At 41.1% G+C, this 24,219-nt stretch carries 19 protein-coding genes; 13 read left to right on the top strand and 6 right to left on the bottom strand.

Features of this window, described 5'->3' with window-relative positions:
• Nucleotides 1-30: 30 nt before the first annotated feature.
• A complete protein-coding gene (locus ACGHCK_RS09680; protein WP_251422252.1) occupies nt 31-1,656 on the bottom strand; it encodes an Rqc2 family fibronectin-binding protein in 1,626 nt (541 codons plus the stop codon).
• 103 nt (nt 1,657-1,759) lie between these two features.
• Between ACGHCK_RS09680 and queG the strand changes: the two genes are divergently transcribed.
• From queG to ACGHCK_RS09655, 5 genes are all read left to right on the top strand, one after another.
• Nucleotides 1,760-2,818 (top strand): tRNA epoxyqueuosine(34) reductase QueG, encoded by a 1,059-nt coding sequence (gene queG / locus ACGHCK_RS09675; RefSeq protein WP_251422255.1) that lies wholly within the window; start codon nt 1,760-1,762, stop codon nt 2,816-2,818.
• Nucleotides 2,819-3,026: 208 nt separating this feature from the next.
• Entirely contained in the window at nt 3,027-4,124 is a 1,098-nt protein-coding gene (gene prfB / locus ACGHCK_RS09670) for a peptide chain release factor 2 (protein WP_202230988.1), read from the top strand.
• 205 nt (nt 4,125-4,329) lie between these two features.
• Nucleotides 4,330-5,022, top strand: a complete 693-nt coding sequence (gene ftsE / locus ACGHCK_RS09665) for a cell division ATP-binding protein FtsE (protein WP_251422258.1) — start codon at nt 4,330-4,332, stop codon at nt 5,020-5,022.
• Nucleotides 5,015-5,950 (top strand): permease-like cell division protein FtsX, encoded by a 936-nt coding sequence (gene ftsX / locus ACGHCK_RS09660; protein ID WP_251422260.1) that lies wholly within the window; start codon nt 5,015-5,017, stop codon nt 5,948-5,950. The genes ftsE and ftsX overlap by 8 nt, the downstream gene beginning before the upstream one ends.
• Nucleotides 5,951-6,206: 256 nt before the next feature.
• The gene (locus ACGHCK_RS09655) at nt 6,207-7,886 is read left to right on the top strand and encodes a hypothetical protein (RefSeq protein ID WP_394304543.1); all 1,680 of its coding nucleotides are present in this window, start codon (nt 6,207-6,209) and stop codon (nt 7,884-7,886) included.
• Nucleotides 7,887-8,015: 129 nt separating this feature from the next.
• On the opposite strand, the gene nrdF is transcribed toward ACGHCK_RS09655, so the two are convergent.
• From nrdF to plsY, 5 genes are all read right to left on the bottom strand, one after another.
• The gene (gene nrdF / locus ACGHCK_RS09650) at nt 8,016-9,002 is read right to left on the bottom strand and encodes a class 1b ribonucleoside-diphosphate reductase subunit beta (RefSeq protein ID WP_271328333.1); all 987 of its coding nucleotides are present in this window, start codon (nt 9,000-9,002) and stop codon (nt 8,016-8,018) included.
• Between the two features lie 14 nt (nt 9,003-9,016).
• The gene (gene nrdE / locus ACGHCK_RS09645) at nt 9,017-11,185 is read right to left on the bottom strand and encodes a class 1b ribonucleoside-diphosphate reductase subunit alpha (protein ID WP_251422265.1); all 2,169 of its coding nucleotides are present in this window, start codon (nt 11,183-11,185) and stop codon (nt 9,017-9,019) included.
• A gap of 56 nt (nt 11,186-11,241) precedes the next feature.
• Entirely contained in the window at nt 11,242-11,658 is a 417-nt protein-coding gene (gene nrdI, locus ACGHCK_RS09640; protein ID WP_251422268.1) for a class Ib ribonucleoside-diphosphate reductase assembly flavoprotein NrdI, read from the bottom strand.
• Nucleotides 11,655-11,873 carry a glutaredoxin-like protein NrdH gene (gene nrdH, locus ACGHCK_RS09635; RefSeq protein ID WP_202231342.1) on the bottom strand — a complete coding sequence of 73 codons (219 nt, stop codon included), beginning with the start codon at nt 11,871-11,873 and terminating at the stop codon, nt 11,655-11,657. Before nrdH ends, nrdI begins: the two co-directional genes overlap by 4 nt.
• A gap of 120 nt (nt 11,874-11,993) precedes the next feature.
• Entirely contained in the window at nt 11,994-12,632 is a 639-nt protein-coding gene (gene plsY / locus ACGHCK_RS09630; protein WP_202231343.1) for a glycerol-3-phosphate 1-O-acyltransferase PlsY, read from the bottom strand.
• Nucleotides 12,633-12,852: 220 nt separating this feature from the next.
• Between plsY and parE the strand changes: the two genes are divergently transcribed.
• From parE to ACGHCK_RS09590, 8 genes are all read left to right on the top strand, one after another.
• A complete protein-coding gene (parE, locus tag ACGHCK_RS09625; protein ID WP_251422275.1) occupies nt 12,853-14,790 on the top strand; it encodes a DNA topoisomerase IV subunit B in 1,938 nt (645 codons plus the stop codon).
• Nucleotides 14,791-14,832: 42 nt separating this feature from the next.
• Nucleotides 14,833-15,657: a 3'-5' exonuclease gene (locus tag ACGHCK_RS09620; RefSeq protein ID WP_251422278.1), complete on the top strand. Its 825-nt coding sequence runs from the start codon at nt 14,833-14,835 to the stop codon at nt 15,655-15,657.
• A gap of 4 nt (nt 15,658-15,661) precedes the next feature.
• Nucleotides 15,662-16,123, top strand: a complete 462-nt coding sequence (locus ACGHCK_RS09615) for a GNAT family N-acetyltransferase (protein WP_251422281.1) — start codon at nt 15,662-15,664, stop codon at nt 16,121-16,123.
• 48 nt (nt 16,124-16,171) lie between these two features.
• Nucleotides 16,172-18,655 (top strand): DNA topoisomerase IV subunit A, encoded by a 2,484-nt coding sequence (gene parC / locus ACGHCK_RS09610; protein ID WP_251422284.1) that lies wholly within the window; start codon nt 16,172-16,174, stop codon nt 18,653-18,655.
• Between the two features lie 311 nt (nt 18,656-18,966).
• Nucleotides 18,967-21,438 (top strand): DNA gyrase subunit A, encoded by a 2,472-nt coding sequence (gene gyrA, locus ACGHCK_RS09605; RefSeq protein WP_271328332.1) that lies wholly within the window; start codon nt 18,967-18,969, stop codon nt 21,436-21,438.
• A 1-nt stretch (nt 21,439) separates the two neighbouring features.
• A complete protein-coding gene (locus ACGHCK_RS09600; protein WP_271328331.1) occupies nt 21,440-22,510 on the top strand; it encodes an FAD:protein FMN transferase in 1,071 nt (356 codons plus the stop codon).
• Nucleotides 22,511-22,522: 12 nt separating this feature from the next.
• A complete protein-coding gene (locus ACGHCK_RS09595) occupies nt 22,523-23,254 on the top strand; it encodes a class A sortase (RefSeq protein ID WP_251422295.1) in 732 nt (243 codons plus the stop codon).
• A 367-nt stretch (nt 23,255-23,621) separates the two neighbouring features.
• The coding region (locus ACGHCK_RS09590) for an IS30 family transposase (RefSeq protein ID WP_394304441.1) at nt 23,622-24,219 on the top strand (598 nt) is incomplete at its 3' end.

The following is a 24,219-nucleotide window of genomic DNA, read 5'->3' as shown; positions in this document are numbered from 1 at the left end:
AGAAAAATTCACAAAAATATTTATGAACTTTTACTTTATTCTTGCCTTTTTGACTCGCGCTTCATCTGGAGTGACACGAATGGTTTTTTGCCCTGTGTAAGTCACAAAACCAGGAGGAGTTCCTGTTGGCTTATGGAGTTTCTTAACATCAATCATATCAACCTGGACGAGGTTAGAATAACGCGCTTTGGAGAAATATGCGGCGAGTTCTCCGGCGAAAGTAATGGTTTCGTCAGAAGGGTTAGGATTGCCAGTGATTAACACATGCGAGCCAGGAATATCTTTAACGTGGAACCAAAGATCTCCTTTACGGCTGAGCTTGAAACTGACTTGTTCATTTTGGAGATTGTTCTTTCCTACCAAAATAATCGTACCGTCCTCTGCCTGATACTTTTCTGGTGGAAGCATTTTTTGCTTTTTATTGTTGCGATGTCTGGCTTTAATGAATCCTGTCTGGATTAACTCCTCACGAATATCTGTAATTTCAACCACATCAGCATGGGTGAGGTTAGCTTCAACAGATTCGAGATAAGCAATAGTTTGTTTGGTGTTTTTGATTTGCTCATCTAAGAATTTCACGGCCTGTTTTAGTTTTTGATAGCGGTGAAAGTAGCGCTGTGCATTTTGTGAGGGAGTGAGTGCGAGATTGAGGCTAATTGTAATGGGCTTATTTGTATAGTAATTATCAAGTGTTACCTTAGGTTTATCGTTAGGGACTTGATGCAGAAATGTTGTCAATAGTTCGCCTTTTTGGCGAAAAATTTCGGCATTTTCAGTTGCACGTAGTTCAGCTTCTTGCTTCTTTAGTTTGTCACGATTTTTTTTGAGTTCATTTTGAACTTTTTTTATGACTTCGCTTGCAACCTGCTTTACACGATCACGTCCAGCTTTATCCGCATAGTACACATCAAGCATCTCAGACAAACTGGAAAAGGTTTGATAGTTTTCGTTTAATTTGATAGCGGAAAACTTATCATTGGGATAAATAGACGGAAAAACTGTATAGAGTTTTTCCTTAAACTCAGGAAGTGTCAATCCTTCCAAGGCTTGAAGACTATCACGACCGATACCTTGGAAAGTGCTTTGAAGCTTGTGTGTTTGCAGTGCTTCAAAAATCTTTTCATCTGATGCGTGGAAAGGATCTATTTTGTCTGTTGCAGGTGGTGCAATGTAAGTTGAACCGGGAAGGAGCGTTCGGTACTGGTTTTGTGAAAAGCCCACGTGTTTAATGGTTTCGATGATTTTATTGCTGCTTTTATCCATGAGAATAATGTTGCTGTGTTTCCCCATAATTTCGGCAACCAGTGCAATCTGCATAGAATCACCAATCTCATCTTTGGTTGAGATATGAAAAATCAGTTGACGATCATTGCCTACTTGCTCTATATTTTCAATAAAGGCTCCAGAAAGATATTTACGCAAAATCATGACAAAATTATTGGGATTTTGTGGATTTTGAAATTCGGTCTTTGTGATTTGAATGCGTCCAAAGGTTGGATGTGCTGAAAGTAATAGTTTATGTGAAACTCGTCCTGAACGTATAGTTAAAAGAAGTTCTTGTTCAAATGGCTGATTGATTTTTTGGATCCGTCCTCCTTTGAGGATTTCGGAAATTTCAGCTGTCATATGATGTAAAAAAATACCGTCGAAAGCCATATCTTACTCCATGTTTCTTAATAATCTAAGGCTTATTTTAACATAATTATTGAAACTGCTGTTAGAAATTATGTTAAGATGAGTATAAAGAAAGGGTGAAGCGATGAAAAGTTTAAAAGAAGAAATCCAGAAACTTGCGGCAGAACTTAATATTCAGAAAATTGGCTTTAGCAAAGCGGATGATTTTGAGTATCTTCGTGCGTCTTTGATTGAACAAAAGGAAGCGGGCCATACATCAGGATTTGAACATAAAAATCTTGATGAACGTCTGCAACCTAAGTTGTCTTTGGAAGATGCAAAAACGATTATATCGATTGGTATAGCCTATCCCAATAAAGCTGAGAGTAAGCCGAAAAAGACGGGCTTTCGTCGTGGCTCCTTTTCACGAGGCAGCTGGGGTGAAGATTATCACCATGTCTTACAGAAAAAATTAAAAGCTTTAGCTGAAGGAATAGAGCAGTTGGCGGGCTCTTTTAATTATAAAGCAATGGTCGATACAGGGGCTCTAATTGATGTGGCAGTAGCTGCGCGTGCTGGTCTTGGATTTATCGGAAAAAATGGCCTACTCGTGAGCAAGGAATATGGTTCCTGGCTGTTTTTAGGGGAGTTAGTGACAAACTTAGAGATTGAGGCGGACCAGCCTGTAGACTACGGGTGCGGTTCTTGCACGCGCTGTGTGGATTTTTGCCCAACAAGTGCTCTATTAGGAGATGGGAGACTTAATGCACAGCGCTGTTTGTCTTATCAGACTCAAACGCGTGGAGCAATGCCAGAGGAGTTTCGTGAAAAAATTAAAACCGTCATCTATGGTTGCGATATATGTCAAGTTGTATGTCCCTATAATAAGGGGATAAATAGTCATTTTCATCCAGAAATGGAACCGGATCCCGAATTGACAAACCCTGAGTTACTCCCACTCTTGGACTTGTCCAACAAGGCCTTCACAGATAAATTTGGAAATATGGCTGGAAGCTGGCGAGGAAAAAATCCAATTCAACGTAATGCCATTTATGCACTGGCTAATGCTAATGATCGCACAGCTTTGCCTAAATTACACGATATTGCGGAAAATGATGTTCGAGATTATATGGTTGATGCAGCAGAATGGGCTATTGAAAAACTAGAAAATAAGCACAGAATCAGACGAAGGGAAAGAGAGTAGCATTAACGTCATTTTCACAGCCAATAAAATTTTTGTCAGTATGGCAAAAAGGAGGCTAAGCGAAACAATCAAACGATAATATTGTTCAACGCTTTTATTCTTTTGAACATTGTTGAAACTTAGGCGAGTCTCTCATGTTCTGTGAATATTCCGTGAGCAGCATTTGGTCTACTGTCTTTTTTGGGACAAATATGATAAAATGGAGCTTATGGAACTATCTGAAATGAGAAACAAGCTAGAGTCTTATGGGCAGAAAGTCGAGGACTTTCGTAGTTCGCTTGACCTAGATCGTCTAGAAGAAGAAATTGCTTTGCTTGATAATGATATGGCAGAGCCAGACTTTTGGGATGATAATGATGCAGCTCAAAAAGTTATTGATGAATCTAATGCACTTAAGGCTAAGTACGAAAACTTCATGTCTATTGCAAGACTGCATGAAGACAGCGAGGTCTTGTTGGAGATGCTTCAAGAAGAAACTGATGAAGATATGCAGGCTGAACTTGAAGAAAATATCGAAAAACTGGACAAGAAGATTGAAACTTATGAATTAGAAATCATGCTCAATCAACCCTATGACCATATGAATGCAATTTTGGAAATTCATCCAGGGTCAGGGGGAACAGAGTCTCAAGACTGGGGCAGTATGCTTATGCGTATGTATGAACGCTGGGGCGCTGCTCATGGCTTCAAAGTTGAAATTTTGGATTATCAAGACGGTGATGTAGCTGGTTTAAAATCAGCTACATTAAAATTTGAGGGCCGCAATGCTTACGGCTTTTTACGTGGTGAAAAAGGGGTACATCGTCTAGTGCGTATATCTCCTTTCGATTCACAAAATCGTCGTCATACTTCGTTCACGTCTGTAGATGTTATGCCAGAGCTTGATGATACAGTCGAAGTAGATGTGCGTGATGCGGATATCAAGATGGACACCTTCCGCTCAGGCGGTGCAGGTGGCCAGAATGTCAATAAAGTTTCTACAGGAGTACGTCTAACACACATTCCTACAGGAATCGTTGTTGCCTCTACTATGGATCGGACACAGTATGGAAACCGTGATAAAGCTATGGCTATGCTGAAGTCTAAACTTTATCAGCTAGAAATGGACAAGAAACAAGCGGAAGTTGATGAACTCCGTGGAGATCAAGCAGATATTTCATGGGGAAGTCAGATTCGCTCCTATGTTTTTATGCCCTACCAGTTAGTTAAAGATACCAGAACAGAACATGAAACCGGACAAATTGACAAGGTAATGGATGGTGATTTGGATGGATTTATCCACGCCTATCTGCGTTGGAAAATGTAGATGAGTAATGTTTTAGAAAGTTTTTTGTAACTTTTCGGAAAATCAGTAATGTAATTTATACCTAAAAATCTTTTTATCTGGTATAATGAGAAGACCTTTGCTTTTTTGGAGTCGTAAACTCCTTATAAAAGGATTTTCTTAGTTCTATCTGTTTAGAATGACATAGAAAAGAAGTTGCAAAACAATTCAATGGAGACTAAAGATAATGAATATTATTAAATTAAATAATGTATCAAAAAAGTACTCTAACGGAACGACAGCATTACGTAACATTTCTCTTGATATAGAAGCAGGAGAGTTTGTTTATATTGTTGGTCCGTCTGGAGCTGGTAAGTCGACCTTTATCAAGCTACTTTATCATGAGCTAAAAATTGACAAAGGAACAGGTATTGTTGCTAAATTTGACTTGATGAAACTTAAACGTCGTGATGTTCCTTTATTGCGTCGTTCTGTTGGCGTTGTCTTCCAAGACTACAAGCTTTTACCTAAGAAAACAGTATATGAAAATATCGCTTATGCGATGGAAGTTGTTGGTAAACGTCCACGCGAAATCAAAAAGCGTGTCAATGAAGTTTTAGATCTTGTTGGTCTTAAGCACAAGTTGCGTTCATTCCCTGATGAGCTTTCAGGTGGTGAGCAACAGCGTGTTGCCATTGCGCGTTCTATTGCCAATGCACCAAAGCTTTTAATTGCTGATGAGCCTACAGGAAACTTGGATCCGGAAAACTCATGGGAAATCATGAACTTGTTGGAAAAGATTAACCTGCAAGGGACGACTATTTTGATGGCAACACACAACAGTCAAATTGTAAATACATTACGTCACCGTGTTGTTGCTATTGAAAATGGTCGTATCGTTCGAGACCAAGCGGAAGGAGATTACGGTTACGATGATTAGAAATTTCTTTAAACATTTGTTAGAATCGCTGAAAAATCTTCGCCGTAATGGCTGGATGACTGTGGCAGCAGTTTCTTCTGTCATGATTACTTTGACATTGGTAGGAATTTTCTTATCCGTTATTTTAAATACAGCGAAGTTATCAAGCGATATTGAAAAAAATGTTCGTGTTGTTGCATATATGGAATTGAACGTTCATGATATGGACAAGCAAATAGAAGATCCCAAGAATGCTAATAAAAAAATCGATAACCCCAACTATCGAAAAATTTATTCAGAAATTGAAAAAATTCCAGCCATCCGTTCAGTTGAGTTTTCAAGTAAGGATGAGCAGCTTAAGCAATTGACAGAAACATTGGGGAATGCGTGGTCTCTTTTCCAGGGCGATGCTAATCCTCTCTACGATGCCTATATTGTCGAAGCGGATAACCCACAGGATGTAGAAAAAGTTGCTCAGTCTATTGAAAAGATAGAAGGTATCCAATCTGCTAACTATGGTGGTGCCAATACAGAACGTATCCTTGCTTTAGGAAATAATGTTAAGATTTGGGGCGGGGCAGCTGCAGCACTTCTCATTTTGGTTGCCGTTTTCCTCATTTCAAATACAATTCGTATCACCATCATGTCACGCCAGCGTGAAATCCAAATCATGCGACTGGTTGGGGCACGCAACGGTTATATCCGTTGGCCTTTCTTCCTTGAAGGAGCTTGGGTTGGACTGCTTGGAGCAATTCTTCCGAGTGCTTTAATTGCTTGGCTTTATAATCTTGCGTTTTCAAGCTTTACGCCAAGCTTGAAGTCACAGAGTTTATACCTCTTGCCTGCACAAAGTTTTGTCCCAATGATGATTGGTTTGCTTTTCCTCATCGGAATCTTGATTGGCTCACTTGGAGCAGTCACTTCGATGCGTCGTTTCTTAAAAGTTTAAATATAATAAAAAAATAGAGCTTAAGCAGTGGTGGTAAGAATCTGCTTAAGCTTTTTTCATTTTTTACCTGTTGCCGTCAGAGGGAGTAGAGCTGACGGATTTTTTTGAGTCGGTAAGCCCCCCCTTTTTTTCTCATCAAACACTCATTTCATTTGACCTTTTTTTTTTTATACTATAGACTCAGAAAGTAAACGTAACATTAGAAATTCTATTGTAATGAAAATCTAAACCACACGTTACGTCAAAGGAGGAGTTTATGACACCAGAAAAGAAAAACCAGCGGCGGCTGCGCAACCTCGCGCTCCTGTCCCTCTTATTGCTCTTGGTAGGCGGCACCTTCGCCTTCCAAGCCTTCAACCAGCGGGCCATCAATGACCGCATCCGAGAAAATATCCCCGGAGGCCGTGTCCACGACTACTACAACCGTGACACGGAAAACAAGGACGTCTTCGTGGAGAACTATGGCAATGTGCCCCTCATGGCCCGTATCCGCCTCTCCGAGTTCATGGAGAAACGCTCAGTAGGAGATACAGACTTCACCCCTATAGTGAACGGTACCATCCGTGACCAAGTGAACACTTGGACCGTCATGCGTCCCTCAGAGACCAATCTCAACACCCGTGTAGGCGACTCGGCCGCCTTCAACACCTACGCCAACCTGACCTTTGGTTGGAGCCGCTCAGGTCAAGATGCCCCATGGTTCATGCCTACCTTCAACCGAGACAACCAAGACCTGATGACAGCAGCCGCAGGACATGCCCGTGACTGGATCACAAGTACAGCCACAGACGGTGTCACAGATGGCGCCACACACCCCGGAGACGGTACAGATGCCTACTGGTCCTCTGGCGACAGCTTTGACAACAGCGGACCAGTTTGGCCGGGAGAAGAAGTCACCCATGATGCAGCCCAAAACCTGCAACAAGACCGTGCCCCGATGACCATGAGCCAGTGGGCAGCCTTGCCTAATAACCTGAAAGTCGGGAACTTCTGGGTGATTGACCACCAAACAGGCTGGGCTTACTGGGCGAACCAACTTCAAGCAGGAGAGACCACTTCTTACCTCTTGGATGCAGCACAGATGACCGCAGCGGCAGACAATATCCCGGGAGAATATTACTACGGTATCCATGTGGACGGGCAATTGATCAGTCCTGACCGTATCAATGACTTCTTGACTGCAGATCCAAACTATACACATCATGGTGACTTGTCAGACTTCCTGACAGCCGTACAGAACGGTTCTATCGATAACAACTGGGGGAACCCGGGACCAGATGATAATGTCCAACCCGACCAAATCAACTTTAGTATCATGGCACCGGGGACTATCTTCACCATGGCTAATGAGCAGTATCTCTACCTTGAAAATATGGGGAATAACCATATGATTATTCGGAATGAGATGATTCCAAATACAACCTTTAACGGTCAAAATAATGCGCTTAACGACTGGTATGGAGCTCTTAATCCAACAGTTCAAGCTATGGTTCAGCCTGTATCAGATGCTTTTAATACAGGAAATCTTGCGGAGGGAGAATTACATTGGAGACCAGGCGGGGGTTATGCTCCTGGAAATTGGCGATGGCTACCTGTCAATCTCGGGGAGTTCCCTGATGCAGCAGCAGATATTACGGAAGTTAATTCAGGCGGTAGCCCGCGTGCCTTTGCACTTTCTCTAGCAGATGTGGTTCGTTTATCCGGACCAGGACGCGCTTTCCCGAGTCGTGCGGAACGGGTAGCAGGAAATGCTGGCGAAAATAATGGTTGGTGGACTCGGACTCCTGGAGCTGCTGGCGGTAACGGTGCTTGGCGTGTGTTTGCTGAAAGTGAATCTAATCCGTATGGTGGCGGCTTACATGGCAGTGGTAGCATGAACTACTCAACAGTAGCTAGAGGTGTCCGCCCTGCCCTTATCGTCAATCAATCCAACTAGGGAAGCAAAAAAGTTCCATAAACGAAAAAAACGCTTAACTTGCGTGTGAATAGCAAGGTTGAGCGTTTTTATTTTTGTATTTAGACCAGAGTGAGTACATGTTCTATCTTTGTCTCTGACTTTTTTCCTTTACTTCATACCAATGGTGTAGTCCTCATCCGACATAGGCTCAACTTCGCCTAATAAGTAAGAGTTTCCGACTTGACTGAAGAAGTCATGGTTTGATGAAGATGTAGAGATACCGTTCATCACAACAGAGTTGACATCAGCTGCTGTATCTGGGAAGAGGGGGTCTTGGCCTAAGTTCATCAGTGCTTTATTGGCATTGTAACGGAGGAACTTCAAGACTTCGTCTGTCCAACCAATCTCATCATAGAGCAGGTATGTATAAGCTTCTTCGTTTTCATAAAGTTCGTAAAGCAAGTTATACATCCAGTCGCGAAGTTCGCTTTGTTCTTCTTCTGGCAGCTCGTTGAAGCCCAGTTGAAACTTGTAGCCAATGTATGTCCCGTGGACACTTTCATCACGAATGATGAGTTTGATGATTTCTGCAGAGTTAATCATCTTGTTATTGCCCAGATACCAAAGGGGCGTAAAGAAACCAGAGTAGAAGAGGCAGGTTTCAAGGAAAACGCTGGCCACCTTTTTTTGAAGCGCACTGCCGTTTTGGTAGATGTCATTGATAATTTTGGCTTTCTTTTGCATATAGACATTCGTATCGACCCAGTCAAAGAGTTCTTCAATCTCTGACTTTGTATTTAAAGTACTGAAGATTGTGGAGTATGACTTGGCATGTACGGACTCCATAAACTGAATATTGTTGAAACACGCGATTTCTTGAGGGGTGCGTGCATCATGCTTAAGCACCTCAGCTCCATCAACAGACTGTAAAGTATCCAAGAGAGTCAATCCAGCGAAGGCTTTGGCAAAGGTATCACGTTCAACCTGCGGTAGCTTGCGCCAATCATCAAGGTCGTTAGAAACAGGGACACGTGTGTCCAACCAAAACTGGCTGGTCAGTTTTTCCCAAGTATATTTATCAATAGAGTCCTCGATTGCATTCCAGTTGATGGCTGCATAGTAAGTAGGGACTTTTTGGTTATTTTGTTCAGACATAGTACTTCCTTTTTTTAAACAACACAGCTTTCACATTGATTTGCGCCAACTTCGGCTTCATCGTCAGTAAATGTACGGACGTAATAGATTGTTTTGATTCCTTTGTTGTAGGCATAGTTACGCAAGATACTCAAATCACGTGTTGTCATTTTGTTGTTCGTAATTTTCCACTCGTAAAGACCTTCCGGCAAGGTTGAACGCATGAAGAGGGTCATAGACAGTCCTTGGTCAACATGTTCAGTTGCAGCAGCGTAAACATCAATCACGGCACGCATGTCTGTATCATAGGCTGATTTGTAGTAAGGAATGGTATCTGTTGAAAGGCCAGCCGCAGGGTAGTAAATCTTACCGACTTTCTTTTCTTGACGTTCTTCAATGCGATTGACGATAGGGTGAATAGAAGAAGAGCAATCATTGATGTAAGAGATAGAACCATTTGGTGCAACAGCCATTCGGTAAGAATTATAAAGGCCATTTTGCATAACCTTTTCTTTCAAGGCTGCCCATTCAGCAGGACCAGGTACGGGGATATCAGCAAAGAGCGCTTGGATGTCCTCCGATACGGCTGCAAAGTAATCGTGTTCAAGGTATTTATCAAAGTAAGAGCCGTCTGCATAGGCAGATTTTTCAAAATCTTTGAAGCTTTCTTGACGTTCCATTGCAAGAACGTTTGAAGCGACTAAGGTATAGTAGTTCAGCAGCATGAAATAGACACTTGTGAACTCCACAGCTGCCTTGCTGTCATAGTGAATATGATTTTTCGCAAGGAAGGAGTGAAGCCCCATAGCGCCAAGACCGATAGCACGCATCTCATCATTACCTTTACGGACTGTAGGTACAGCGTTAAGATTTGATGTTTCCGAGATAAAAGTTAGGGCGCGGACCATTGACTCGATCGAGCTGCCAAAGTCTGCACCAGAAGTCATCATGTTCATGACATTTGTTGACCCTAAGTTACAAGCAACGTCAGTACCAAGTTTTGCGTAAGTCTGGTCATCATTCAAGACAGAAGGAGTTTGAACTTGAAGAATTTCAGAACAAAGATTACTCATCGAGATAACGCCGTCTACAGGGTTTGCTTTGTTTACTGTGTCAATGTTGACGATGTAAGGGTAGCCTGACTCTTGTTGCAGTTTAGAAAGCTCTTGTTCTAGCTCGCGTGCACTGATTTTGACTTTACGAATATTATCATTAGCAAGCATGTTGTCGTATTCAGCCGTGATATCAACATGTGCAAAAGGCATACCGTATTCTTTTTCTACGAAGTAAGGTTCAAAAAGATACATGTCTTCGCCTTTAGCGGCTAATTCGTAGAACTTATCTGGAACGGTTACACCGAGAGACAAAGTTTTCACACGGATCTTTTCATCCGCATTTTCTTTCTTTGTAGAGAGAAATTCCATAATATCTGGGTGGAAGACCGAAAGATAAACAACACCAGCGCCTTGACGTTGCCCAAGCTGGTTAGCATAAGAGAAGCTATCTTCAAAAAGCTTCATAACTGGAACTACACCAGCTGCAACACCGTCATACCCCTTGATAGGAGCTCCAGCACCACGCAGGTTGCTCAGATTAAGACCAACACCACCCCCATTTTTTGAAAGTTGGAGGGCAGAGTTGATGGTACGACCAATCGAGTTCATATCATCAGTCAGTTGTAAAAGGAAACAGCTGACGAATTCACCACGGCGCTTACGCCCTGCATTGAGGAAGGTTGGCGTAGCTGGTTGATAGCGACGGTTAAGCATGGCAAATGCCAGATTACGTGCTAACTTTTTATCTCCGTCTGCCATATAGAGGGCGTTCATCAGGACACGATCTTCAAAGTCTTCGAGATAAAGCGTGCCTTCATTGTTCTTCATGGCATATTGATTGTAGAACTTATAGGCAGCCATAAAACTATCAAAACGAAAACCAAAATCTACCAATTCTTGGTGAAGTTGTTCGATGAAGCTCATCTCATACTTGTTAATAAAGTCTTCTTCCAGATAGTCTTCTTCTAGAAGCGCCGCAATTTTTTCAGCGTAAGTATCTTTTTTGAAACTGTTTGGTTTGACGTTTTCCTTGAAGAAAGCAGAGATAGCTTCCTTGTCTTTTGCTAAAGGAATAGAGCCATTAACAGGTATATTGATTTGATTGTTAAGCGTAAAGTACGTAACATCTTCAAGATTTTTAAGTGACATATATTTCTCCGGGTCTTAAGACCGCATATTAATAATTTATTTTTTGTACAGTCTAACTATTTAAGACTGATAGCTGCGCCAGAATCGAGCCGGGCAGCGATTTCTTCAACAGCAGCAACATCTGCCGGTGTGCCATTAAACTCAAAATCGTAGACGATAGGAATTTTGAATTGGGCAGACAACTGTTTTGCAGTAAAGATGTAGAGGAAAGCAAAGTTACGGTTTCCGGTACCAACAATTCCCTTGCAGTGCTGGGCATTATCGGCGTAGGCCATGAATTCAAAGACAGGATCCATGATGTCCATACTTCTTTCAGCACCAGGTGTTTCGTCTGCATAGCTAGGTACGACTAATAGGAAGTCTTCATTTACTTCAAATTCCGGATTTTGAGGTAAAATCTCCTCATGTTCTAGACGGGTTTTGTTTGCAAAGCGGCGCGTTTGACCGGTTATGCTAAAATATACTAATTTCATGCCAATTTTGCCAATTCACTAGGATTAAAGCCAGAGAAAGAAACCTCTCCCTTGACGATAACAGGAGCTGCACGGTAGCCCATATCGAGAACCGTTTGAACAAATTCTGGTTTTTCATCAATGTTGATTTCTTCAAAATTAACAGTGTGCTCAGTGAGCCATTTTTTTACCATTTTGCATTGCATACAATTGTTTTTTGAGTAGACAGTAACCATAATTTATTTCTCCAATTTTTTCTAAAAAAATTTCTTTGTTTATGTGTTTATTTTAGTATAAAAAAAATACCTAGTCAAGTTATCGATACTAGATATTGTGTGTGCGAATTATGTAAAATACTATATATTGTGTTGTTTGCTGAGGTTAAGGCCAAACGGAACCAGAGATTCTTCCTTGTTTTTTATTCTTTGGATATTGCTTTTATGACGGATGATGATAATTAAAGCTAAAACCATAATAATCAGTGAGAAGAGGGGATCATAGTTTGGGAGGATAAAGTGAAAGTGGGGGAAAATAAGGACGCCAAGCAGAGCAGCTATGGCTCCTGCAATGGAAGACAAGCTAATCATGCTAAAGAGATAGAGAACCAAGAAGAAAATCACAGCTAAATATAGGAGGAAAAAAGGGTTAAAGCCCAAAACAACACCAGCAGAAGTGGCAACAGCTTTCCCGCCTTTAAACTTGTCAAAGATGGAAACGGTGTGCCCTACAACGGCAAGTAATCCAAAAATGAGGGGAGAAACACCATGGACATGAAATATAAGAGGTAAAAGTGTTGCTAAAGTTCCTTTAAGCAAGTCAAAGATAAAAACGATGATACCTGCTTTTTTCCCCAGTATGCGGAAAGTGTTTGTTGTACCCGTATTTCCAGACCCGTGTTCGTGCAGGTCTTTTTTATAGAAAACTTTCCCAATCCAAAGCCCGGTAGGAATTGCTCCTATAAGATAAGCGAGGAGGCATAAAATTATTGTAGTCATATCATCTTTCTTTTATGTTTATAATAGCTCCACAATTATAACATAAAAGTTGATGAATTTTGATATTTTATGAAGAAAAACCTTTTCTTTTTGTAGAAGTGGAGGAATGAAAAACGATCCTTCAAATGATAAAGACCTTTGACAAAGGCTCCTTAAGAATGTAGAATAGGAAAGATGAATATTTCTGCCAGTTAAAGTTGGCTTAAATGGAGAATAATGAATGATAGATATAAATAATTATGATGACAGTGCGATTCAGGTTTTAGAGGGTCTTGATGCTGTAAGAAAGCGTCCTGGGATGTATATTGGCTCAACGGACTCGACTGGATTGCATCACTTGATTTGGGAAATTGTTGATAATGCAGTCGATGAAGCACTTTCTGGTTTTGGGACAAAAATTGCTGTAACTTTAAATAAAGACGGTTCCGTAACAGTAGAAGATGAAGGGCGGGGTATGCCAGTGGGGACACACGTTACGGGAAAGCCAACTGTCGAAGTTATTTTCACAGTACTTCATGCTGGTGGAAAGTTTGGGCAAGGCGGTTATAAAACATCTGGAGGCCTACATGGTGTAGGGTCATCAGTTGTAAACGCCTTGTCAAGCTGGCTTGAAGTAGAAATTACCCGCGATGGTAGCGTTTATCGTCAGCGTTTTGAAAATGGCGGACATCCTGTAACGACCTTGGAAAAAGTTGGAAAGGCCCCTAAGTCCAAAACAGGTACAAAAGTTACTTTCATGCCTGATGCAACAATTTTTTCAACAATTGAATTTAAATATCAAACAATATTCGAACGTTTGAATGAATCCGCATTTCTACTTAAAGACGTTACGCTTTCACTTACAGACAATCGTGGAAATGAAGAGGTTAAGGATGAATTTCACTACGAAAATGGTGTTCAGGACTTCGTAAGTTATCTCAATGAAGACAAGGATACTTTAACACCTGTCCTTTATTTTTCAGGGGATCAGGATGCATTTCAAGTGGAAGTAGCTTTACAATATAACGACGGCTACTCTGAAAACATTCTTTCTTTTGTAAATAACGTGCGTACAAAAGATGGAGGGACACATGAGGCAGGACTAAAGACAGCCTTAACTAAGGTCATGAATGAGTATGCAAGAAAGACAGGACTGCTTAAAGATAAGGATAAGAACTTGGAAGGTTCTGACTATCGTGAAGGCTTGACAGGGGTCTTATCTATCCTTGTTCCAGAAGAATATCTGCAGTTTGAAGGACAAACCAAGGACAAACTAGGTTCTCCTTTAGCCCGTCCAGCAGTTGATGCGCTCGTTTCTGAAAAACTGACCTTTTACCTTTTGGAAAATGGTGAGCTGGCACAGAAATTAATTCGAAAAGCAATTAAAGCACGCGAGGCGCGTGAAGCTGCGCGTAAAGCACGGGAAGAGTCAAGAACAGGAAAGAAAAGTAAAAAAGATAAAGGCCTTCTTTCAGGAAAACTAACGCCAGCACAAACGAAAAATCCTAATAAAAATGAATTGTACCTTGTCGAAGGAGACTCTGCTGGAGGCTCAGCAAAACAAGGACGAGACCGTAAATTCCAAGCGATTCTTCCTTTGCGTGGGAAAGTCATCAATACGGAAAAAGCTAAAATGCAGGACATCCTCAAAAATGAGGAAATCAACACAATGATTTATACCATCGGTGCTGGTGTTGGTGCAGACTTTACCCTTGAAGATCGGAACTATGATAAAGTGATTATTATGACCGATGCAGATACAGACGGTGCTCATATTCAGACTTTACTTCTTACCTTTTTCTATCGTTATATGAAGCCCCTTCTCGAAAATGGTCACGTTTATATTGCCTTACCACCTCTTTATAAAATGAGTCAAGGAAAGGGCAAAAAAGAAAAGATTGCCTATGCTTGGACGGATGCAGAGTTAGAAAAACTTCGTCAAGATTTTGGCAAGGGAGCTACTCTTCAACGCTATAAAGGTCTGGGTGAGATGAATGCAGAGCAGCTTTGGGAAACAACCATGAACCCAGAAACGCGTACATTGATTCAAGTAACCATAGATGATGCGGCTCAGGCAGAAAAACGTGTTTCTGTCTTAATGGGAGATAAGGTTGAACCACGTCGTAAGTGGATTGAAAACAATGTGAAGTTTACACTCGAAGAAAACACGGTCTTTTAAGCTAAGCAAACGGCTCTAAGTCTAAGTTAGGGAGGAAATGAAATGGGACAGCATTATGTTGTGTTTGATTTTGAAACGACAGGTTTCAGCCCTCAAAAAAATGAAATTATCCAGATTGGTGCTGTGAAGTACGATGATATGCACCAAGAAGTCGGTCGATTTAATCAGTTGATTAAGCCCACACGTTCTTATCTTCCAACTAAAATTTCAAAATTGACCGGAATTTGGCCAGCAGCCTTGGTAGAACAACCGGTTCTTTCAGAGGTTTTGCCAGATTTTCTTGCTTTTTCTAGGGATAGTCTTATGGTTGCCCACAATGCGCCTTTCGATGTCAGCTTCCTTTATCAAGCTATTGTAGATTGTGAGATAGAAAATGCACCACATTTTCAAGTTTATGATACGCTTTCAGAAGCAAAAAAATTGGTACAGATGCCCAACTACAAGCTAGAAACCTTTAAGGATGTTTTGGGCATCGATTTACGTAGCCACGATGCACTTAATGACTGTCTTATAACGGCAAAGCTGTACCAATACTTGCAGAACTTGTCACGTCCGCCTCAACCGCAAGCTATATCGACTGAAAGTTTACAAATGGATTTGTTTGGTGGGGCTGACACAGCAGTAACGGAAGAAGTGCGGCGAAAGTTAAGCTTGCCCATCACTAAAGAGCTGGTGTATTACCGTAGAGATAAGGCGCGAAACTGGCAAAAGTTTGAAGTGACCGGTTTGGCAGTTACAGCGGCTTATTCTACGGGGTATAGTCTAACCGTTACACTCTACAACAACGAGAAAGTAACCATCCATTCTGATTTTTTAAAAGAGATGCAGAAGGCAAACTTTATAAATGAAATAAGCAAAGAGGAATAAACGTATGGGCTGGAAAATTAAAAATTTTGAGGAACTCACAAGATCAGAACTTTATAAAATTTTAGAAGCACGTTCGGAGGTTTTTGTTCTTGAGCAAGAATGTGCTTATCAAGATATTGATGGGAAAGATCAAAAAGCTTTACACCTGTGGTTAGAAGATATATCAGGAGAAATTCAGGCTTATTGTCGAATTTTACCAGCTGGTCTTTCTTATTCTGAAGCTTCCATCGGTCGTGTTCTGGTTAGGGAAAGTCAGCGTGGCAAGGGAACTGCTCGGAAAATGCTGGAACAGGCACTTGATTTTCTTGCTCATGCTTGGCGAGAACCAGCAGTGCGTATTGAAGCACAGTACTATCTCCGGAAATTTTATGCTTCCTTCGGGTTTATTGAAGACTCTGAACCATTTTTAGAAGACGGCATTAAACATGTTGAGATGATCTTGGATTTAAAAGATTTCCCCTCTTAAAAAAGCATTTCGAAAATTTAGATAGATGAGATAAATGTCGGAGGATTTATGTCTAATATACAAACTCTACCTTTAGAGGATATTATGGGCGAGCGCTTTGGGCGCTATTCAAAATACATTATTCAGGAACGTGCCCTGCCTGATATTCGCGACGGTTTAAAACCTGTTCAACGTCGTATCCTGTATTCGATGAATAAGGATGGCAATACTTTTGATAAAGCTTATCGTAAGTCTGCCAAGTCTGTCGGTAATGTCATGGGTAACTTTCACCCACATGGTGACAGCTCAATTTATGATGCGATGATTCGCTTGTCACAAGATTGGAAAATGCTGGAGCCCTTGATTGAAATGCACGGGAATAATGGGTCGATGGACGGTGATCCACCGGCTGCTATGCGTTATACAGAAGCACGTTTATCAGAAATTTCTTCGTATTTGTTAAAAGATATTGAGAAAGATACCGTTGCTCATGCGTGGAACTTTGACGACACGGAAAAAGAGCCAACTGTACTGCCCGCAAGTTTTCCTAACTTATTGGTGAATGGCTCAACAGGTATTTCCGCGGGGTATGCGACAGATATTCCGCCACATAATCTTGCAGAAGTTATTGATGCGACAATCTACATGATTGATCATCCTAAAGCTGATGTTGAGAAAATCATGACTCTTATGCCCGGACCAGACTTTCCTACAGGGGCTATCATCCAAGGCCGTAGTGAAATCAAGAAAGCTTATGAAACAGGTAAGGGACGCATCGTTGTACGTTCAAAGGTGGACGTGGAGAAACTTAAAGGCGGACGTGAACAACTTGTTGTTACTGAAATTCCTTATGAGATTAACAAGGCGACATTAGTCAAACGTATTGATGATGTGCGAGTAAATGCCAAAGTACCTGGTATTTCCGAAGTGCGTGACGAGTCCGACCGTGAAGGTTTACGTATTGCAATCGAGCTTAAAAAAGAAGCCAACAGTCAGCTGGTGCTTAACTACCTCTATAAAAACACAGACTTGCAAATCAATTATAATTTTAATATGGTTGCAATTGATAACATGACGCCACGTCAAGTCGGTGTTCTCCCTGTTTTGCGCTCTTACATTGCCCATCGTCAGGATGTTATCGTTAAACGTTCAAAATTTGACTTGAGTAAGGCTGAAAAACGTTTGCATCTGGTAGAAGGTTTGATCCGCATGGTTTCTATCTTGGATGAAGTCGTTGCTTTAATCCGTGCTTCTGAAAATAAATCAGATGCTAAGGAAAACCTGAAAGTGAGCTATGATTTCAGTGAAGAACAGGCAGAAGCGATAGTAACTTTGCAACTTTATCGTTTGACCAATACAGATATTGTGACTTTGGAAAATGAACAGTCAGAGCTAGAAAGTAAAATTTTAGAACTGCGTGCCATTATCAACGATGAGCGTACGTTATTCAACTTGATGAAGCGTGAGTTGCGTGAGGTGAAAAAGAAGTTCGGAAAGGAAAGACGCTCTGAACTGCAAGATACAGTAGAAACGATTGAGATTGAGGCACAGCAGTTGATTGCCGAAGAAGAAACCGTTGTTTCTGTAACACGTGGCGGTTATGTTAAACGTACCTCACCGCGTAGTTTTGCATCGTCAAATGTTGAAGAAGTAGGAAAACGTGAGGATGATGCGCTGATTTTCGTCAAGGAAGGGGCACGTACAACGCAGCATTTGCTTCTCTTCACAAGTTTGGGGAATCTGATTTATCGTCCAGTGCATGAACTAGTAGATGTACGCTGGAAGGATATTGGCGAACATCTGTCGCAAACACTGAATAACTTTGCAACCAATGAAGAGATTCTCTTTGCGCAGGTTTTAGATAATTTTGATGAAAAATTGAACTATATGGTAGTGACAGCTGCTGGACAAATAAAACAAATTGAGCTGGCTTCATTTAGACCTTGGCGGACTTATCGTTCGAAGTCAATAGTTTATGGCAAACTGAAAGGTGAAAAAGATAGAATTGTTACGGTTGAACCTATTACACAGGGTGATGTGGATGTGATGTTGATTTCGGAAAATGGCTATGCACTGCGCTTCAATATTTCCGAAGTTCCAGTAGTTGGTGCAAAAGCTGCGGGAGTTAAAGCTATGAACCTCAAAGCGGGGGATATGATAAAAGCGGCCTTTTTTGTTCAGACAGACAGCTGGTATCTTTTGACACAGCGTGGATTTATTAAACGTGTGAAGTCGGACGAGATCCCAGAAACCAGCCGTGCAAACAGAGGACTTCAAGTTTTACGTCCGCTTAAGGCAAATCAACACACTGTATTTGCAGCTGGAAGTGTTGTGAATACGAATAAAGCGCCACTTCCAGAAACAGTCGACCTCTTTAGTATCACAGAAACCGAAACTTTAGATAGTGATGAGCTCCAAGTCTTGGAGGTTACCTCAGATATAGGTAAAGTTTATGATATAGAATTAACAGACTTAAGTCTATCAGAACGTGCAAGTAATGGTCATCCACTATCTGAAGATATCACGCGCGTTATTGAAGCGAAAATAAAATAAAAGCAGTCCTTGATGATAGGGGATGCTAAAAAAGCCGGGAAATTCATTTTTCTCGGCTTTTTTATACAACATGTAGACGTAATTTTGTTTTTCTGACATAAGCCATTGTATTTAAGAAAAATTATCTAAAGTTTTTCAGCCTCCTTTGATGATAAGAAATGCTTTTTTACAAGGAATAAGTCGCTAAAGTGTGGGACTTATACAAGAGGAATTTCCTCTTGTTGAGGTGAACAAGGGATTTAAAAACAAGGGTGAACAGTGAGAATTTATGGTATAATAGAGACAGTGTTTATACATTGAAAGAGGAGAACATGGAAGATAAAAATATCATAAATGTCAATCTTGCTGAGGAGATGAAAACCAGTTTTCGTGACTATGCAATGTCAGTTATTGTGGCTCGTGCCCTACCTGATGTACGCGATGGTTTGAAGCCGGTTCATCGCCGCATTCTTTACGGAATGAACGAGCTTGGTACAACGCCTGATAAGCCACATAAAAAATCTGCCCGTATTACCGGGGATGTCATGGGTAAATATCACCCACATGGAGACAGCTCGATTTATGAGGCAATGGTGCGTATGGCTCAGTGGTGGAGTTACCGCCATATGCTGGTTGACGGACATGGGAACTTTGGCTCCATGGATGGAGACGGTGCTGCCGCACAACGTTATACCGAAGCACGGATGTCCAAAATTGCCTTGGAAATGCTCCGAGACATCAACAAAAATACTGTTGACTTTATTGATAACTATGACGGAACGGAACGTGAGCCAGAAGTTCTTCCTGCGCGCTTCCCTAACCTCTTGGTTAACGGAACAACGGGGATTGCCGTCGGTATGGCGACAAATATCCCCCCTCATAACTTAGGCGAAACAATTGATGCGGTTGACTTACTGATGGAAAATCCAGAGGCGACAACCCGTGATTTGATGGAAGTGTTACCTGGACCAGACTTTCCTACAGGAGCGCTGGTTATGGGCAAATCCGGCATTCGCCGTGCTTATGAGACAGGTAAAGGCTCAATTACACTTCGTGCGAAAACAGAAATCGAAGAATTACCTGGTGGTAAGGAACGTATCGTAGTCACTGAGTTCCCTTATATGGTCAATAAGTCAAAAGTGCATGAGCATATTGTGCGTTTGGCACAAGAAAAACGCATAGAAGGTATTACAGCCTGCCGTGACGAGTCAAGCCGTGAAGGTGTGCGCCTAGTTGTTGAAGTCCGTCGTGATGCATCTGCTCACGTGATTTTGAACAACTTGTTCAAACTTACACAGTTACAAACATCCTTTGGCTTTAATATGTTGGCCATCGAAAAAGGGACGCCAAAGATTCTGTCATTGAAACAAATCTTGACCGACTACATTGAGCACCAAATCGAAGTTGTGGAACGTCGTACGCGCTTTGATAAAGCCCGTGCAGAGGCCCGTGCGCATATCTTAGAAGGTTTGCGTATTGCCTTGGATAATATTGATCGTATGATTACAATTATCCGCGAATCTGCAACGGATGCGATTGCTCAAAAAGCGATGATGGACGAATTCCAATTGTCAGATAAGCAATCGCAAGCTATCTTGGATATGCGTTTGCGCCGTTTGACAGGTTTGGAACGTGACAAGATTGAAAGTGAGTATCAAGAGCTTATTGCCTTGATTGCTGATTTGGCAGATATCCTAGCAAAACCAGAACGTGTAAAAGCTATTATTCGTGAAGAGCTGGGTGAAATTAAGCGTAAGTTTGCTGATGAGCGCCGTACAGAGCTCTTAGTCGGCGAAGTGTTGAATCTGGAAGATGAAGACCTTATCGAAGAAGAAGATGTCTTGATTACTCTTTCCAACAAGGGATACATCAAACGTCTCAGCAATGACGAGTTCCGGGCGCAAAAACGTGGTGGACGTGGTGTACAGGGGATGAATATGACTGATGATGACTTTGTACAACATCTGGTCTCCACAAGTACACATGATAACTTGCTCTTCTTTACAAACTTAGGGCGTGTTTATCGTATGAAGGGCTATGAAATTCCTGAATATGGCCGTACAGCGAAAGGCTTACCTATTGTCAATCTTTTGAAACTTGACGAAGGAGAAAAGATTCAGACTGTTATCAATGTGGTGAAGTCAGATGAGGAAAGATATCTGTTCTTTACGACACGTAACGGCTTAGTTAAACGTACCAATACAAAGCAATTTGCGAATATTCGTACGAATGGGCTGAAAGCACTTAATCTTCGTGAAGGCGATGAATTGATTAATGTCCTTCTCACATCGGGTGAGGAAAATATTATCATCGGAACACACAATGGGTTCTCAGTCCGCTTTGAGGAGACAGTTGTCCGTGATATGGGACGTTCTGCTACCGGTGTGAAAGGTGTCAGCCTGCGTGAAGGCGACTTTGTCGTTGGTACAGCGACTGTTCATGATGAACAGGAAGTTTTGGTTATTTCTGAAAAAGGTTTAGGTAAACGGACAATTGCGAGTGAATACCCAACGAAAGGACGTGGCGGTAAAGGGATTAAAGTCATGAATATTACCGAACGTACAGGAAAGCTTGCTGGCTTGACTGCTATTGATGGTAAAGAAGATATCATGGTTATCACCGACACAGGTGTAGTGATTCGTACAAGTGTGGACAATATTTCACAAACAGGTCGTGCAGCTCAAGGAGTGAAAATCATGCGTTTAGATGATGAAGCACAAATTATGACCTTTGCCCTTGTTGAACCTGAACAAGAAGACGAAGAAGTAAGTGAAGCAGATACAGTTCCAAATACTGAAGAATAAAATGAAAAAACTATTTATATTCTTGACGACAGCTGTCAGTATCTTTTTACTGGCAGCTTGTAGTTCAAATACGGATGCGCGTAATCTTTTAGAGCAGCCGATAAAAAAGGATGCCACAACGATGGGAACTTATATCCAAGTTACTGTCTATGATAAGGGTAAGGAAAAATCGGTTGAAGAAGCTCTAAAGATTGCTGAAAAATACGACGATTGGATTTCTGTAGATAAGGCAGGGTCAGTCATTGCTGAGATTAATGATAAGGCAGGTCTCCAACCAGTAAAAGTAAATTCGGATATTTATGAGCTGATCAAACTGGGTTATAACTATTCTGCTAAAAACATGGGTTATGACATTACGATTGGTCCCCTAAGCAAACTTTGGAATATTGGCTTTCCTGATGCACGTAAGCCTGAACAAGCAGAGATAAATGCCGTTTTACCACTGATTAACCATCAATTTCTTGAATTTGATGAGCAAAAGAGTACTGTTTATTTAAGTCAGAAAGGCGCGAAGCTTGATTTAGGTTCCATTGCCAAAGGCTATACTGCGATGAAGATGGTTGAGTACCTCAAAAATAACGGAGTAACGACAGGTATTGTCGACTTAGGATCAAGCTCTATCTATGTGATTGGGCAATCCCCGCGCAATGGTGGTGATCCTTGGACAATAGCTATCAAAGATCCGAACGATTCTGAAAAATCACAGCTGGGTATTTTAAAAGCAAGGGATCAACATGTGAACACTTCGGGAATTTATGAGCGCTATTTAGAAGTCGGAGGTCATCGTTATTCACATATTCTAAATCCCAAAACGGGCTTTCCATTTGATAATGACATTGCCAGCATCACCCTTTTGATTTCAGGAGAGGATGCCAGTAATGGCGATGGACTGTCTACGATGATTTATGCTCTTGGCACCAAAAAAGGTTATGAATATGTTCAAACTTTGGAGAATGTACAAGCTGTATTTGTGGACAAGGACAGTAAAGTTTATATCACAGAGGGCCTCAAAGATCAATTTGAATTAACCAATGATAACTATAAAATGGGCAAGATAGATGACTTAAAATAGAAGGAAGAGTAAATGACGAAAAAGAAGAAAAGTGGGAAAAAGATATTTATCAATTTTCTTATTGTGATCCTTTTTCTTGTAGGTTTAGTTCTTGTTTTTAATAAACCTATTCGAAATTGGCTCATCGGTTTAAATTCGAGCCACTATCAGATTAATAACGTGACACGAGAAACGATTAAAGAAAATAAAGAAGCAGAGGCAACCTTTGACTTTGACAGCGTAGAATCTATTAGTTTTGAGCAGGTTTTGCGCGACCAGATGAATCGTCAAGCGATGCCGGTGATTGGAGGAATTGCTATTCCTGAGGTTGGGATTAACCTTCCTATTTTCAAAGGCTTAGCCAATGCAAATTTGGCTTTTGGAGCAGGAACAATGAAAGAAGACCAAGTGATGGGACAGGGCAATTATGCTCTGGCGAGTCATAATGTTACAGGTTTTACGAGCAATACCAATCTTCTTTTTACCCCTTTAGAGCGGGCCAAGAAAGGTATGGTAATCTATGTTACAGATAAGAATAATATCTACCAATACCGGATTACTGAGGTATTCGTTGTCTCACCTGAACATTCAGAAGTCATTGATGATAGACCGGGAAAAACGGAGATTACTTTGGTGACCTGCGCAGACCCCGGAGCTATAAATCGAATTATTGTACATGGTACTTTTGAGAAAAAAGTAGCCTTTGACGATGCAACAGCCGATATGAGTTCTGCTTTTGAACGGAGCTACAACCAAATCTTATAATAAAAAGAGGAGACAGGAGTCTCAAAAATGAAAAAATGCTTAGTCACTGTATAAGAATTTTTTCTGAGGCAGAAAGTTTTCTCCGTTTGATAAAGATAAAAAATGACTGAACACAATTGTGTCAGTCATTTTTACTATAATTTGTTCAAAAGAGTCGTTAAGAATATTCCGCTTGGCGGAATTTTTATCATTTCTTATACACGAGGCTCAGCATTTTTCAACCTTGTGTTTTAGCTGAACTCGGTTAAAGTCCTACTTGGTTCTCATTTTTTGATCTTGAATTTATAATTTAAGTGCAACAGAAAAAAGACTATTCATAAATCCAGTATAATAAGTTTGTCGAGAACATTATTAAGCTGGAGGAAATATGAATAGTCCCTATACTCATCTTACAATATTTGAACGAGAAAGTATATTTTTGTGGTCATCACAAAAGGTTTCTGTGCGTGAAATCGCTAGACGCTTAAATCGGAGTGTCTCCACAATTTCAAGGGAGCTTAAAAGAAATAGTGTTAATCAGGACTACTCTCCAACGGTTGCCCAAAGCAAATACCAGAGCAGAAAAAGTCATTGTGGAAGAAAAGCAATCTTCACCAATCGTCAATATTGGGAGAAAGTGAGACACTTATTCGTTGATTTACAATGGTCTCCTGAACAAATCTCTGCACGATTAAAGCATGAAGATTCGGAAGTACAGGTCAGTTATACAACCCTCTATAGGGCAATCTATAATGGCCTATTTGAGCTTGAAAAATTAAGTCATGGTAATCGTGGGTTAATTCGTTCACTGCGTCATAAAGGGAAAACTAGGCACACGAAAGGACATCAAGAAAAGAGGGGGAAAATCCCTATCTCCCATACCATTCATGAACGTCCAGAAAGTGCCAATCAACGTCTGGAGATTGGACATTGGGAAGCCGATACTGTAGCTGGAAAGACTGGTGGTTCATGCTTGGTTACGCTCA

Origin of the sequence: Lactococcus muris, assembly GCF_042849115.1 — a bacterium.
GTDB lineage: Bacteria > Bacillota > Bacilli > Lactobacillales > Streptococcaceae > Lactococcus > Lactococcus muris.
Note: the sequence above shows the minus strand (reverse complement) of the source record. Positions and strands in the feature narration are given on the sequence as shown.